15 protein-coding genes are annotated in these 14,878 nt (G+C 41.4%); 13 read left to right on the top strand and 2 right to left on the bottom strand.

Annotated elements, in window-relative coordinates:
- Positions 1-29: 29 nt before the first annotated feature.
- Positions 30-338, top strand: coding sequence for an immunity 51 family protein (locus MHI27_RS25315; protein WP_256721739.1), 309 nt, complete (start codon positions 30-32; stop codon positions 336-338).
- A gap of 305 nt (positions 339-643) precedes the next feature.
- Positions 644-1,108: a phage tail protein gene (locus MHI27_RS25310; protein ID WP_341051940.1), complete on the top strand. Its 465-nt coding sequence runs from the start codon at positions 644-646 to the stop codon at positions 1,106-1,108.
- A 188-nt stretch (positions 1,109-1,296) separates the two neighbouring features.
- Here MHI27_RS25310 and MHI27_RS25305 read toward each other — a convergent pair whose 3' ends face one another.
- Complete coding sequence (locus tag MHI27_RS25305) at positions 1,297-2,727, bottom strand: PLP-dependent aminotransferase family protein (RefSeq protein WP_076300445.1); 1,431 nt, start codon at positions 2,725-2,727, stop codon at positions 1,297-1,299.
- Positions 2,728-2,899: 172 nt separating this feature from the next.
- Here MHI27_RS25305 and MHI27_RS25300 point away from each other — a divergent pair, with 172 nt between their 5' ends.
- The 4 genes from MHI27_RS25300 (at position 2,900) to MHI27_RS25285 (ending at position 4,604) form a co-directional block, all read left to right on the top strand.
- Positions 2,900-3,448, top strand: a complete 549-nt coding sequence (locus MHI27_RS25300; RefSeq protein ID WP_076286017.1) for a pyridoxamine 5'-phosphate oxidase family protein — start codon at positions 2,900-2,902, stop codon at positions 3,446-3,448.
- 283 nt (positions 3,449-3,731) lie between these two features.
- Positions 3,732-4,130: a hypothetical protein gene (locus MHI27_RS25295; RefSeq protein ID WP_341129086.1), complete on the top strand. Its 399-nt coding sequence runs from the start codon at positions 3,732-3,734 to the stop codon at positions 4,128-4,130.
- 15 nt (positions 4,131-4,145) lie between these two features.
- The gene (locus tag MHI27_RS25290; protein WP_076286019.1) at positions 4,146-4,349 is read left to right on the top strand and encodes a helix-turn-helix transcriptional regulator; all 204 of its coding nucleotides are present in this window, start codon (positions 4,146-4,148) and stop codon (positions 4,347-4,349) included.
- Between the two features lie 48 nt (positions 4,350-4,397).
- Positions 4,398-4,604 carry a hypothetical protein gene (locus MHI27_RS25285; RefSeq protein WP_341129085.1) on the top strand — a complete coding sequence of 69 codons (207 nt, stop codon included), beginning with the start codon at positions 4,398-4,400 and terminating at the stop codon, positions 4,602-4,604.
- Positions 4,605-4,719: 115 nt separating this feature from the next.
- Here the strand turns inward: MHI27_RS25285 and MHI27_RS25280 are convergent, their stop codons facing one another.
- Positions 4,720-5,463: a MerR family transcriptional regulator gene (locus tag MHI27_RS25280; RefSeq protein WP_405174938.1), complete on the bottom strand. Its 744-nt coding sequence runs from the start codon at positions 5,461-5,463 to the stop codon at positions 4,720-4,722.
- A gap of 92 nt (positions 5,464-5,555) precedes the next feature.
- Between MHI27_RS25280 and MHI27_RS25275 the strand changes: the two genes are divergently transcribed.
- The 7 genes from MHI27_RS25275 (at position 5,556) to MHI27_RS25245 (ending at position 14,850) form a co-directional block, all read left to right on the top strand.
- Entirely contained in the window at positions 5,556-6,257 is a 702-nt protein-coding gene (locus tag MHI27_RS25275) for a CPBP family intramembrane glutamic endopeptidase (RefSeq protein WP_405174937.1), read from the top strand.
- Positions 6,258-6,572: 315 nt separating this feature from the next.
- Complete coding sequence (locus MHI27_RS25270) at positions 6,573-7,502, top strand: phosphotransferase (protein WP_405176793.1); 930 nt, start codon at positions 6,573-6,575, stop codon at positions 7,500-7,502.
- Positions 7,503-7,796: 294 nt separating this feature from the next.
- Entirely contained in the window at positions 7,797-9,461 is a 1,665-nt protein-coding gene (locus MHI27_RS25265) for an extracellular solute-binding protein (RefSeq protein WP_076286023.1), read from the top strand.
- Positions 9,462-9,550: 89 nt separating this feature from the next.
- A complete protein-coding gene (locus MHI27_RS25260; protein ID WP_405174936.1) occupies positions 9,551-10,456 on the top strand; it encodes an ABC transporter permease in 906 nt (301 codons plus the stop codon).
- Positions 10,457-10,490: 34 nt separating this feature from the next.
- A complete protein-coding gene (locus tag MHI27_RS25255; RefSeq protein WP_042191389.1) occupies positions 10,491-11,375 on the top strand; it encodes a carbohydrate ABC transporter permease in 885 nt (294 codons plus the stop codon).
- A 45-nt stretch (positions 11,376-11,420) separates the two neighbouring features.
- A complete protein-coding gene (locus MHI27_RS25250) occupies positions 11,421-13,154 on the top strand; it encodes a sensor histidine kinase (protein ID WP_076286024.1) in 1,734 nt (577 codons plus the stop codon).
- Positions 13,155-13,167: 13 nt separating this feature from the next.
- The gene (locus MHI27_RS25245) at positions 13,168-14,850 is read left to right on the top strand and encodes a response regulator (RefSeq protein WP_076286025.1); all 1,683 of its coding nucleotides are present in this window, start codon (positions 13,168-13,170) and stop codon (positions 14,848-14,850) included.
- Positions 14,851-14,878 lie beyond the last annotated feature (28 nt).

Here is a 14,878-nt window from a genome sequence, read left to right as displayed (position 1 = left end):
CAGAAGAGGACGTTGCCCCTTTTATACTCGTGGATCAGCAAGGTGGAGGCATGTCTGTCATTCTAAATGTGGGTAGCTACCGATCGGAAGTGTTCGAGGCCCGGGCAGACGAAGGATTTGAAGGTAACGGGTACGATTGGGCTTCTTTGGCGGCTGTGTTTGTGAACGAATATATGCCTGAATGGGTAGATACGATTCATTTTGACCCGGAAGCGGATATGTTCTGTGCTTATTCGGAGAATAGCGAAGCTATTAAGCAGTTCGCGGTGCGGTTGAAGCAGGCCTGTGAAAATGAGACGTTGATCCGGGATCTTTTTTCCCGCGCGGAGCTCGATTGATCACAACAGTATTCAGGGGCTCGGTCACACAGAAGGTTGAGAGAATGCGTCAGGTAGGAATCCGTTTCAAGGTTTGTTTTCGATGGCACCAATATATGGATGATACGGTTTTTAGCTGACCGTCAGCATCTGCTGCAAGGATGAAGGCTATAAGTCTTGGCCGCCTTGCAGCAGATGCTCTTTTTTAGAAAGTTACGGGCATAGATTTGAACATGTGAAGTGGATTATTTTTGATATAATATAGTTAAAATTTTAGTTATTGTATTCTATTGATAGGGAATAATGAGAGAAAAGGAGAGATGGAAATGACGTATATCGTTGATTTTAAAAATGTGTCTACGGTCGGAGTAGAGTCTTCACCTGTAGCAGAGGCGCTTGCTGGTTTACGTGCGAATGAAGCTCGTTACTTTATGAACAAGTACAAGCATGAATTTACAGTTGTCCCAGCTAACGAAAGCCAGGAAAACCTTGATTATGTGAGCCGAATTTTAAAAGAAGAACGTAATATTGAGTTTGCGGCAAAACCTTTAGAAACGTCGCGTTTTCAAGTGGAAAATATTAAATTCACTTATGTCTTTTATGAAGATGGACTTGAGGTTAATGTCATGTATACGGTTGATGATCCTAAGAAGCGAGCCGTTGGTTTTAAGCTTTCTGAGGGGATGGAGATACCAAAGGAGTTAGAAGAGAAGTTTAAATTTGCTAGGCAAAAGTCTAAACTAGCCGGTACAATCCGTGGCTCGTATTTTGTAATCAAAGGAGAGTATTAAAGGAGTAAGAATAATACAAGCCTCTATTCCGAGTGGCGGGATAGAGGCTTTATTTATTTGCTATCTGCATAAGCCAAGTATCTTAAAATGAGGGCGTAACCAAGGGATTCACGGTAACTGTAACCATCGGACCAAGTAATTTAAAGTCCATACTTTCTTTTAATTTATCTAATCCTGCGGAAATGATTTTACAGAATTATCTCCGCAAGGCGATGTATCCCCTGCTCAATTGATGCTTCATCTACTTTTGCAAACCCCAATACCCATCCCTTTCTTTTGCTATCCAGACAATAGGGTCCAAGAGGGTAAACACGTATTCCATGTTGTAGGGCTAAATTTGTCACAGTTTCTTCGTCGTATGATTCCTCAGCCTCAAGTAACATATGCAATCCTGTTTCTACTCCACTGAGTGTAAAACGCTCCCCTAAACCACTAGCCATAATAGCTTTTGTCATGATTTCGTGTCTTCTTCGATATACATTTCTGACTCTTCTCATATGCCGCATAAAATGACCATTTTTAATGAAATGGGTTAGTGTTAGCTGATCCATAATCGGAAGATGACGGTAAGTCAGCTCCTGTACCTTCGCTAGTTGAGCAATTGCCTCGGATGGACCTATAATAGCCGAAATACGAATGCCAGGAGCAATCATTTTAGAAAAACTCATGAGATACAAAGTATTATTGGATGCCTGACTAAACAACGTTGGCAGCGGCTCCCCACGATACCGGAATTCACTATCATAATCGTCTTCAATGATCCAAAACCGTTCTTGAACCGCTTTATGTAGCAATTGTTGCCGACGGGTCTCCGACATAACGACCCCTACTGCGCACTGGTGAGAAGGGGTGGCAAAGATCAGTTTGGATTGAGGGTGAATATGCTCCACCACTAGACCATACTCATCAACGGGAATAGGTACCACATTCATTCGTCGATATTTCATCGCCATCCAAGCAGCTGGGAAACCTGGATCTTCTACTGAAACTGTGTCCCCATCAGCTAAAAGCGACTGTGCGATTAAATCGATACTATGCTGAGCTCCTGAGGTCAACAGAATCTGATTAGTTTGGATATGTATGCCCCGTTCAAGGGATAAATAACGCTGTATTTGCTCACGTAATGGTGTGTAACCGTAGCAATTACCGTAAGCCCAGCTTGATAAATCCATTTCAGCAGATGCGTGGAGCAGCGATTGCCGCCAGCTTTTTTGAAATTGTTCATCCAAATAGGGTTCATGAGGACTGAAATCAATATCCACTTCTAGCTGTTCTTTACCTCTGAACCAGTCATGTAAATGATCAACAGCTGAGTCTAACAAGGAGAGTGAAGGAGGTGTGGGACCCTCTGTTTCTATTTCCTTCGTTGACACATTGAATTGCTTCCATTTACTAACTCGCGTTCCTCCTCGGCGAGAGGTAACAGTATAACCTCGACTTAACAATTCCTCATAGACGATCTGTATAGTTGAACGTGAGACACCTACGATGTGAGCAAGTTCGCGGGTAGGTATTAGTAATTCTCCTGGCGCCCAAACTCCGCTAGTAATATTATGAATCGCTTGATCAAGCAATTGCTGCCAGATCGGTCTCTTATCATTACGAATTACTTTCATCATCGTACACACCTCCAAATAGACGTCCAATCATAATAATATTAATTATGGATTGCTCTAAACGGTGATTTTTGGATATTTTAATGCAATCCATTCATTGATATACTACCGTAACAACGCTGGTATTCGCAATTTGGTCGTTGCCGCACGCTAGAGTTAAAGGAGAGATATCGATATGAATTCGGTTCGTTACAAGAGCAGGGAATGCCTGGATCAAGAGAAGATTGAAGGGTTCCTTCAGCAAGCGAGATTGGGTTATCTTGGGTTGGCTGATGGCAAACTCCCCTATGTTGTGCCACTTAATTATGTATGGACAGAAGGGAAACTCTATTTTCACGGGGCTGGAGACGGAAGGCGTAATCAGGTGATGAGTGTTAATTCAGAGGTGTGTTTTACGGTATGTGAGGAATACGGAACCATTACGGATCCGGTACCTGCGAAAACGGATACAGCTTATATGAGCGTAATGATATTCGGACAAGCAGAACCGATCACGGATTTGGATGAAGCCACTCATGTACTTCAGGAAATGATGAATAAGTATGTACCAGGTTACTATAATCGCCCCCTGTCCAAGCAGCATGTGGAGAAGTATAGATCAGCTGTATTCGGCGGTCCGGTTCAAGTTTATCGGGTAATTCCAAGCCATATGACGGCAAAAGAGAGTCCTATTGAAGCGGAAAAAATGTATAAAAAGGACATGGATACTGAACGCCAAGTTTAACCACAAGATATTCCCAACGAGTATCAATAGCTCAATAAACACGATAAGGCAGCCGATCAGTCAACGTGATCGACTGCCTTTATTCAGCTAATTGGGCAGATTACTTGAACACTATTACAATAAAATTGTTCAAATGATGAAATAATCTGTTATTAAAAGCGCTATTATTTACCATTTGTTATTTACTTTGAAATAAGATATTATGAAGTTAACTTCACATGAAGTAAACTTCATATGAAACGAACTTCACTTCAGAAGAATAAGTTAGTTAGGAGAATTACATTTGAAAAAACTATTCTTACAGCGACTTTTATTATCAATCTTGTTAATGGTATTGGGATTTATTCAATTATATCTCGATACATCGGAAGGATTTAATTATGGTTATGTCATGTTATTCATAGGTGGAATAATTTTGTTGATTTCAATAATTTCTTACCTTAAATCCCGCAATAACAAAATATTAGAAAGGAACATGTCAAAGGAATATGATGAAAGAGATATTTTAATTGATGGAAAAGTTTCTCACTTTTCAATGCGTTTTTTGATGTATGTAATTATAATTATTATGTTTTTAACTAATTTTGTAGTAATTCCTACAAATACTGCATTATTAATTGTTTTAATATCTTTAATCATTAGTGAATTTGGTTCTAGAAAATATTATAATCATGTCCTTTAATCAAGGAGATATTTAATGAAAAATAGAGTGAAAGAATTACGACTAGAACAAGGAATAACTCAACAAGAACTAGCTGATAAAGTAAGTGTATCTTCTAGAACAATCATCTCATTAGAAAAAGAAAAGTATAATCCATCTGTGCTACTTGCGTATAAAATAGCTTCAGTTTTTAATTTATCAATTGAAGAAACGTTTATTTTTGATGAAGATGACAAATAATATTTTTCATAAATATGCACATATGAAACAAACAATGGAGGAATATAATTGCTTAGTATATTATTTATTTTTGGGGTAGTTTTGATAGTTTGGGGTCTTTATCTTATGAGAAAAGAAGAGGGTTTATTTGGGAAGAATAGAAAAAGTAAAAACATATTTAATTTCATACTAATGGGACAAGCTTCAGGATTAGGACAATTTATAAGTGGGATTTTGTGTATTATAGTAGGGATTATCGCAATTATTATGAAGTAGTCATAAATATGAAGTTCTATTTTTTTAGTTGTGTTAGCGGCGGATCCTCCTTTAGAGATCCGCCGCTTATTCAGTTTAAAGGGGCTACTCATGATTTCAATAAATTCCTCAATTCCTATTTCTGTCCCGTCCCTTTTTTTTGAACGTGAGCAATGCTAATCTCCACAAAGTTCAGCACTTCGTCGGATACGGGATATAGTCCTGACTCTAATGTAGGGAGCTTCCTCACTTCCCAAAACTTCTCCATCAATTTCTCGTCTCCATTAAAGGTTTCGTGTGATAGCTTCATTAACTCGCAGGCAATGTTATAACCTTCATCAGATTCAGGTGGAACAGATTGCTGTATGCACCATTCAATCCGGCGCAGCAAAGAGGCATATTGCTGAGTGGTCTGGTCATTACTGTTGAGATTGGGGAGTGCATTCTGTAGAAATGCACTTTCGTCATCGTTGAAATAATCGATCCACTGTTTAGAAATGGGTTGTACGTTATGGACCAGATGAGAAACCCGATCCCAGGAGAGTGTACCTTCTAGATCAATCATGTTGATCAAAGACGTAGTATTTGCAATACTGCCCTGAAGAGAAGTAAGCTGCTCCTGAAGATGATTATGATGTGCGATTAGAATATGACGAAAAGATAGCTTGTCCATTACATTTTGAATGTCTTCAAGCGGTAGTGATAGTGATTTAAGCAACGTTATCTTTTCGAGAGTGAATAAATCTTCCTCTGAATAATAACGGCGGCCGTTATCTTCCTTATAACTCGGTGTAAGAAGACCGATCTGATGATAATAACGTAGAGTTCGAACGGAAATATTCCGCTGTTTGGATACTTGTCCTGTTGTCCATCTATTCATGTTTCTTCTTTCCTCTCGAAAATAATGCTTGCAGGTGACGTAACGTCACCTAATATCATTAAATTATATCACAGAGGATTGAGGGATTAAGGATGACCAGTACGGAAATGTGGAAGAAGATGGATCAGTGGACATGGCGTGAGTTTATTGCTTTACTTGCGCTTGAATTTGTATTCGTTATATTCGTTATCAAGTATGCGGTACAGTCAATGTATGAGCAATGGTTGGGGAATACTCTTTACTCAGGGACTCTTACAGGGCTTACCATCGCGATTGTACTTTTGTTAGGATTATATTTCATTGCTTTACGACCGAAGAAAATGTCCTGGACAGAGGTAGGAGTAAAGGGGTTTCCTGCGAAAGATTGGTGGAGGATTGCCCTGTGGACATTCATTCTCATCGTATTTAGTGTGGCCACTCTCTATCTCACGAGTTTTCTTGGGAATACGGTGGACAACAGCAAAACAGAGAGTCTGAAGCAAAATGTCACTCTATTTACTATAATTATTGGTATCGTGTCGGCAGGGATCGTGTCACCCTTTTATGAGGAGATATTTTACCGTGGATTTATATATCGTTGGCTACGGGCTCGTGTTAGTATGAGATGGGCGATTGTGATTAGTTCGCTAATCTTTACTTTTGCACATTTTCCCACTATGAATGCCATGCCCGTGAATTTTATTAGTGGAGTTGTGCTTGCATGGACCTATGAACGTATGGGATCGGTCGTGCCTGGTATGATTGTTCACGGTGTGTTTAATACGATTGCCGTATTGTTAACAGCGATGAGTTAGAATGATGATTATATTATGTATACACGATGAGCGCTGATGACAGGACACGATAGTTGAGTAATTATAAATAACTTAAGGATATGCCGGTTTCGCTAGAATCTTCATCAAAAAAAAGCCTTTTGGAATAAAATCCAAAGGCTTTTTGTATGCTTATTTTTTTCAAGACCTTATTCAACATCATAATTGATCAGAAAGAAAAAGTCTATACTTTGGGCTGGATTTTATTTACTATTGTGAAGCCGGCAAAACTTAATCAATGGAGTGTTGTTAATGGACGTTACCTATCATCTCGATCAGGCCGACTTACAGGATTATATTGGACGGATTTTTGGCACCAGTTATTTAGTTACTCGTGTTTCACGAATGCATGGTGGCGCACAAAAGGTGGTCTACAAGATTGAGTGCAGTAATGGATTTTCCTGCGTTTTGTATGTGTGGGATCTTTCCATGAATTATTTTGAAGAAGAAAAAGCGAATGAAGATATAAATGAACAGTCCTATGGAAGTGATTTGTTTGAATTAAACAATAAGTATTTAACACAACATGGAATTCAGACCCCAGCACTTTATGATCTGAACAAGGAAAGAGATCGTTACCCATTTGATTATGCGCTTGTTGAATATATAGATGGACGTAAGGCAGAAACCTTTTTCCAACATTCCGAGTTAGCTGCTCAAGATAAAGTGTTTCAGCAGTTGGGGGATATGCTTACTACTATGCATACCACCGAAAGGCAGTTTTTTGGGAAAGCCAATGCTAACGAGATCAGTACAGAACAATGTCATTCATTACAAATGGAAAATGCGAAAGTACAGCTAGCTTACGCCTCTCAGCATATGGAGAAGATCGGGTCTAATCAAAGTAAACTGCTCGATAAGTTGTATGAGCTTGAATCAAGAATTAAGCCTAGAAAGCAGTATGGATTTATTCATGGGGAACTGGGTCCTGACCATGTATTGGTTAATGATAAGCTGGAGCCCTTTCTGATCGATATCGAAGGAGCAGCGTTCTTTGATATTGAGCATGAGCATAGTTTTTTGGAGATGCGATTTGGAGATTTCTATCGGTATCTTAAGAACGATAAGCTTGATCCGGATAGGCTGTTATTTTATCAATTGCATCACCATATATCATTAACTTCAGCGGGTTTAAAGCTACAGCATAGAGGATTTCCCGATCAACAATTCGCAAAAGGTCTAGCTGAATATCAATCAGAACGTGCGCTTAGGTTTATCGAAAAATGAAGAAATGGAAATGAAGCAAGAAGCGGCGCGTCATCTCTTGTCAAATATCGTGGGGAGCTGAATATTCGAGTTAATACACGGTAACGTTTCAACGAAGGGGGAGTCAACCTAACCTAGGGAGACTCCCTCTCTCTTGTGCGTTCTAGGGACAAGCCTGACGGTAGTCAAGAGGTGTATACGAAAGTAAAGACTAGTATATAGATGGGGGTCCTTTCCTTTCCTATACTAGAACTAGGAAGAGAAGTAGCATGAAGTAGATGCACGACCTATTTTGAGACAATGTGGAGGGGTAATATGAAGAAAAAAAGTAGAATACTTCTGATCGTCGCATTGATCCTAAGTTTAACTATCACGGCATGCGGCAAAATCACAAATGAAGGGGAGAAGCAGCCTGAGAAGCAGCCTGAGACACCTGTGGAACAAAAAAATGAAGTGATTGAAGTTTCAACAGTTTCGGCAAGCGATCAGTATCTCAAATTCGATGAGGGCGAAAGCTTTGAGAAGAACTCGGTCTATGATGCGTATGAGAAAGATATCGGTGTGAAGCTCACGAATAAATGGGTGTCCGCCGATGACGTTCAATTCAAGGAAAAAGTGAAGATGTCCATCGCCTCCAATGATCTTCCGGACTTCATGAAGGTTAATGCTACACAGCTGAAAGAGCTGACCGAAGCGGATATGATTATGGATATCACGGACGTATATGACAAGAATGCGACGGATGAGACGAAGAAATTCTTGTCGATGGATGGTGGAATGCAACTGAAGACCGCCACTTTCGACGGTAAACTCATGGGGATTCCAAGTTCTTATAATCCGTACCAGTATCAGTTCCTCTATGTACGTACGGACTGGCTGAAGAAATTGAACCTGCCGGAACCGAAGACGATGGCGGATCTCTTGACGATCGCAGAAGCGTTCAAAACAAAAGATCCAGGCGGCACTGGGAAACCGTATGGAATTGTAATTAGCAAAGATCCATTTAACAACCAGTCCACAGCTGTTACAGGACTAATAGCATTCTTGAATAGTTACCATGCTTATGAAAATCTTTGGATGGAAGACGGAAATGGCAATTTGGTCAACAGTGACATTCAGCCTCAAGTGAAAGACGCACTTAAGGCGCTGCAGGAAATGTTCAAGAAAGGATTAATTGATCCTGAGTTCGTCGTTAAAGATGTGGAGAAAGCAGCAGAGCTCCTCTATAACAACAACGCAGGTATCGTATACGGCCAGTCTTGGGTACCGGCTCAGCTCGCTAAAGGCGCAGTAAAGGATGGTAAAGTCGTACAAGAGTGGGGCGTATTCCCGATTCCATCGGTGGATAGCGAACCTGCACTATCGCAGATAGGTTTGGGTGTTGACGAATATTATGTTATCTCCAAGCAAGCGAAGCATCCGGAAGGCGTTATTAAATTGCTGAACCATTGGATTGTCGTGGATAATCATCCGACGCCAGAACAGAAAGTGTATGAGTATGGTAAAGACCTGAAGGAGAAAGGCAACAACTACTGGCTTCTAAGCCCGCTTCGTGTTGGTAAACAAAAGGATAATAACGGTGAAATATTGCCAAAAGCGATCGAGAACAAAGACGAGAGCATTTTGGAGACGAAAGATCAAAAAACTCGTTACGAGCGTGCCATGAAGTATGTTGACGGTACCGATATCAACATGTGGTGGGAATATCTGATCTCAGGTCCAAAAGGTGCATATTCACTTGTTCCTGAAATTCAGAACAATAAACAGTACCTACAAAACAAATTCTACGGCGCACCGACTCCAACCATGGCAGATCGACAAGAAATCCTGAAGAAGAAGCGGGATGAAGTATACTTCAAGATTATGATGAATCAAGTATCCGTGGATGAATTCGATAAATTCGTAGAAGAGTGGAAAAAGCTTGGCGGCGACGAAATGACCAAAGAAGTCAATGAATGGTACGCGACTCACAAACAATGATAGCAGGAGAATCGAGGGGTTGAACACAAACGACCTCTCTTTTCTTTAACCTAGTTCTTAATTTTTAGTCCTATAGCGAGGTGGATGGCATGAATGTATTAACGAGTATGTGGAAGAGGGAGTGGCCGCTTCACTTGATGTTGGTTCCTGGGATCGTATTGGTCCTCATCTTCAGTTATATCCCGATGGCCGGCATTATGATGGCCTTTCAGAAATACGTACCGAATAAAGGGTTGTTCGGCTCACCATTTATTGGTCTTAAAAACCTTCAGTTATTGATGGATTACCCCGATATCGGCCGGATATTCTTCAATACAGTATACATTGCGGTGATGAAAATTGTAGCAGGTATGATCGTTCCGGTCACCATAGCGATACTTCTGAATGAGCTGCGGAAAGAATGGGTCAAACGGACCTTCCAGACGCTCGTGTACTTGCCGCATTTTCTATCATGGGTCTTGTTAAGCGGTATTCTAATCGATGTATTGTCTCCATCTTCCGGTATTCTCAATCAAGTGCTTGGCTTGTTTGGTATAGACCCTGTTTTTTTCCTGGGAGACAACAAATGGTTCCCTTATGTGATGGTCATATCGGATGTATGGAAAGAGTTCGGATTTGGTACGATTGTCTATCTGGCTGCGCTTACCAGTATTAATCCGTCACTGTACGAGGCAGCGGAGATCGACGGCGCAGGACGCTTTAAGCAGACGTTACATGTGACGCTGCCGGGGATGCTTCCTATTATCGTTCTCATGTTTACGCTTAGTATCGGGAATGTACTGAATGCGGGATTTGATCAAATCTTCAACCTATATAGTCCTCCGGTCTATGAAAGCGCGGATATTATCGATACCTTCGTATATCGTATGGGGATTGAGCAAGCACAGTTCGGTTTCGCTACGGCCGTAGGACTGCTGAAATCCGTCATCTCTTTCATATTCGTATCTATGTCCTATATCTTAGCCTATCGTGTAGCGAATTACCGCATTTTCTAATGCAATCGGCGGTAATTCAGAAGGGAGACACATCGTGCGTACTAACAGATCATTCGGAAGAAAATTGTTTTTGATATGTAATTTTATTTTTCTGGCATCCGTATCTTTGTTATGCCTCATGCCTATTATTCATATTTTGGCGCTCTCGTTCAGCTCCGGGCAGGCAGCATCCGCCGGAAAAGTCATCCTGTGGCCTGTTGAATTCACAACGGCTGCTTATGCTAACGTATTTGGAAAACCTGAATATTTACGCGCATTCTGGGTATCGATTCAGCGGGTCCTTATGGGAACGACAATCAGCATGTTCCTGACGATTATCACGGCCTATCCATTATCCAAAGATTCTCGCCAATTTCGGCTGCGGACCTTCTATTCATGGTTTTTCGTATTCACGATTTTATTCAGTGGCGGGCTTATTCCAAACTATTTAACCGTGAAGAACCTTGGGATGCTCGATACAATCTGGGCTTTGGTGCTGCCGGGAGCGGTCACGGTGTTCAACGTTATTCTGCTGCTGAATTTCTACCGCAGTCTGCCCAAAGAACTTGAGGAATCTTCGCTGCTCGATGGGGCGGGTCAATTTACTACCTTATGGAAAATATATGTGCCGCTATCGTTGCCGGCATTGGCAACGACAGGTCTTTTCACTATGGTGGGGCATTGGAATAGCTGGTTTGATGGTATGATTTACATGAATCATCCCGAGAATTATCCGCTGCAGACCTTCCTGCAGACGATCATTATCAAAATGGATTTCCGCTTTATTAAACCTGAGAGGGCAGAATTAATGATCAAATTGTCCGATCGTACGAGCAGGGCAGCTCAAATATTCGTAGCAGCATTTCCGATTCTTATCGTGTATCCGTTCTTGCAGCGGTTCTTCATTAAAGGAATTGTGATGGGGAGTGTCAAAGAATAAAATAGGGCACTCAAACTATGACATTGCATTGCAGGAGAACAAACGATGAAAATCCGATTCTTGATTAAAGATTCCTCTATATTCCAGAAAATAATGGCTGCCTTTCTGGCAGCCTTGTTTCCGCTCATGGCGATTACCTGGTTGATTAATGAGAAGGGTTCGGACAATATTCGGAGTGAAATTTCCGAGTCTATTCTAAATACGACTCGCTTCTATCTGGATTCACTCGACAAGGAAGCAGACCGGATCAGCCGTTATTTGCCGAACTATGTGATGGACAAAGACTTGATGGAAATTGCAACTACAGGCAATTACATGAGTTATTACGATCGTGCGCAAAAAATATTAGATATCCAAAGACGGCTTGAATTGATGAAGAACTCAAGTCCATTTATTCAAGAAGCAAGGGCGTATATCCCTCTTATCGACCGAACGATTCTTAGCAATAAATTTGAAACTTCGATGAATAAGCAGGAATATGCTTCTATGCAGCAAAACAAGAGATTATACGAAGAACCTTTCATTTACTGGAACGATCGATTATTTATTTCCATGCAATACCCCATTAATACCGTTAAAAATCCGATTTATATCGTAGCGGTTGAATTATCGACTATCAAAATCAGAGAAACGTTATCTCAAATCGGCAGCTCGCGTGGTGGACAGAGCGTATTGCTCAATCTGGAACGTGGTTGGGAGATCGAGAGTGACATGGATCCGGAACTGCTGGAACAAATGAAATCCTTCGCTGCGGATAAGCGGGAATTGCAAAAAGACGAAGGATACGAAACGATTATGTATAATGGTAAGCGGTTTCTTACGGTATATAAATACTCCAGTCTCTGGAATTCCTATTCGATTATGTGCATTCCCGAAGAGACGATTTTGGGTTCTCTTGAGATCTATCGAACATTGTTCTGGTGGGCTTGCGCGCTAGCTGTGGGTATTGTCGTTTTCTTCTCCTACTTTCTATTACGATTTATCTATCGGCCATTAATGAAACTTGTGCATTCCTTTCGGCGCGTTCAGCAGAATAGGCTGGAACCGATCGTGATCGATCGTGGAGCCGATGAGTTCGGGTATTTGTACCAAGCTTTTAATAATACGATCCGATCCTTGAAAACACTAATCGAGGAAAATTACGAGCAGCAAATCAGGAACCAGCGTTCCGAACTGAAACGATTGCAATCGCAAATTAATCCTCATTTTTTATATAATTGTTTTTTTGTATTGTGCCGGTTAATTAAATCCGAGAATCAGAAGGAAAAGGCTTATCAATTCTGCCTGTACATCGGACAATATTTTCAGTTCATTACTCGCGATGACGAGGATGATATTCCGCTGGGGCTGGAGGTCAATCATTCTCGCACGTATGTAGACATGCAAACCATATGTTACGGAGACCGTATTCAAGTCAAGTTCGAAGGTGATGTTCCCGATCTCTTCGTGCCGAGGCTGATTCTGCAGCCGATCATCGAAAATGCTTATAAGCATGCCTTGGGCAATATGATTCAGCAGGGTGAGCTATGGGTTCATTGTGAGCGGGTGGGCGATGTATTCTCCATCTATGTCGAAGATAATGGCCGAAGCATCTCCGATGCGGAGATTGAACAGCTTCAGAAGCGACTGCGTCAATCCACCACTAGGATGGAGGAAACAACCGGAATCATAAATGTGCATCGCAGAATACAACTGCGGTACGGTGAGGAATATGGCATTACAGTGTCACGTTCTGCTCTTGGTGGACTTCAAGTAAGAATCAATCTAAGCGCGAACTAGAGGAGGAATCAGCATGTACCGACTGCTAATCGTCGATGACCTTCCCATTATTGTCGATGGTCTTCTGGAGCTATTCAATGAGACCGATCATTTACAACTCGAGGTTATGAAGGCATATTCAGGTGAAGAAGCACTGGAGGTACTGTCTCATCATCGTATTGATATCGTGATTTCCGACATTAAGATGCCTGGACTGGAAGGGATTGAGCTGCTTCGGGAAATCAAATCCCAGTGGCCGGCCTGCAAAGTTATTTTCTTAACAGGATACAATGATTTTCATTATGCAAGGAGCGCAATTACGTACGGTGGGTTCGATTATATTCTGAAGGTCGAAAGTGATGAGAAAATTATTCAGTCCGTAGAACGGGCGATTGAGAAAATTGAAGAAGAAAATAACCAAGAACAGATGATCGCTAGAGCGCAATCCAAAATGAGACTGGCATTGCCCTCCCTGCAAAAAGAGTATGTGTGGGAGCTCTTTCAAGGCAAGCATGTATCGGATAGCCAATTAAAGCAGGCGTTCAAAGAAATCGATATCCCGCTTGATGCGACATTGCCGGTTTACTTGCTCATAGGCAGGGTAGACGCATGGAAAGAAATGTTCACGACGCCGGATAAAGCGTTATTGACTTACGCCGTACAGAACATTTGCGATGAGTATTTGTCCACGCAGGTCAGATGCTATTCCGTTGTATTCGAGTTATCCAAAATCGTCTGGATGATTCAACCGAAAATCCCGGATGGATCGTCTATCGAATATGGGGATCAGGATTGGATCAGAGCTCATCGGTATACGAGCGGAATTCTGGAGACTGTGCAGGGAAATTGCAAGAGATTGCTGAGTTTATCGGTTTCTTTCCTTCTTGGAAGTGAAGCAACGACATGGGATAACATATCTGATCGGTTTCACTCGATCAAATACGGCCTGGTACAAGGACATGGATTATTTAATGAGGTTATATTGACCGATAAAGACATACAAAGAGAAGTGAACGGTGATCTGAGTGGGAACTACCACGATGCCTTCTATCACGCCCGTGTTCAATTGCTGATGTCTTGTCTCGAGAATAATCATCGGGAGCAATTCAACAAGCTGTATGCCGAACTAACGTCCATTTGGAATGATGAGGAGTCGCCGAATGAGCGGAAGATCGAACTGTATCATTCGCTTTCAGCTATTTTTCTGTTCTATATCCATAAGAATCGGGAAATTCGGGATTACATCAATACGCTGATGGATCTGGATAAGTTATATCGCTATGGAGATTCCGCATCATGGTCGGAGCTGATTCAATACTTCTCGCAAATGGCGGATTGCTTCTTCGAATGGAATGCGCTGCGGGGTACGCAATTGCCGACAGAGGTCGTGAATAAAGTACATCGATATATTGAAGAACATATTTCCACTGATATCTCCTTAAATGCGCTGGCCGATTACGTGAGCTTGAATCCATCTTATTTGTCCCGACTTTATAAGCAAATCACTGGAATGGGGTTATCTAAATATGTGAACGACTATCGTAACCTGATCGCCAAAGATATGCTGCTCAACACATCCATGAAAGTGAATGAAATTGCTGCTGCCCTGGGGTACAACTCAGCGCTTGCGTTTATTCGCTTCTTCAAGAAGCAGAACGAAACGACGCCGCAAGATTTCCGTATGGCAAGGATCCATATACAGAATCAAGGTCAATAAATGTATATGAAATGTCAGTAACGATCTC

Origin of the sequence: Paenibacillus sp. FSL H8-0261, from assembly GCF_045040645.1 — a bacterium.
GTDB lineage: Bacteria > Bacillota > Bacilli > Paenibacillales > Paenibacillaceae > Paenibacillus_AQ.
The sequence above is the reverse complement of the archived record's forward strand: the minus strand, read 5'-3'. Positions and strand labels throughout refer to the sequence as shown.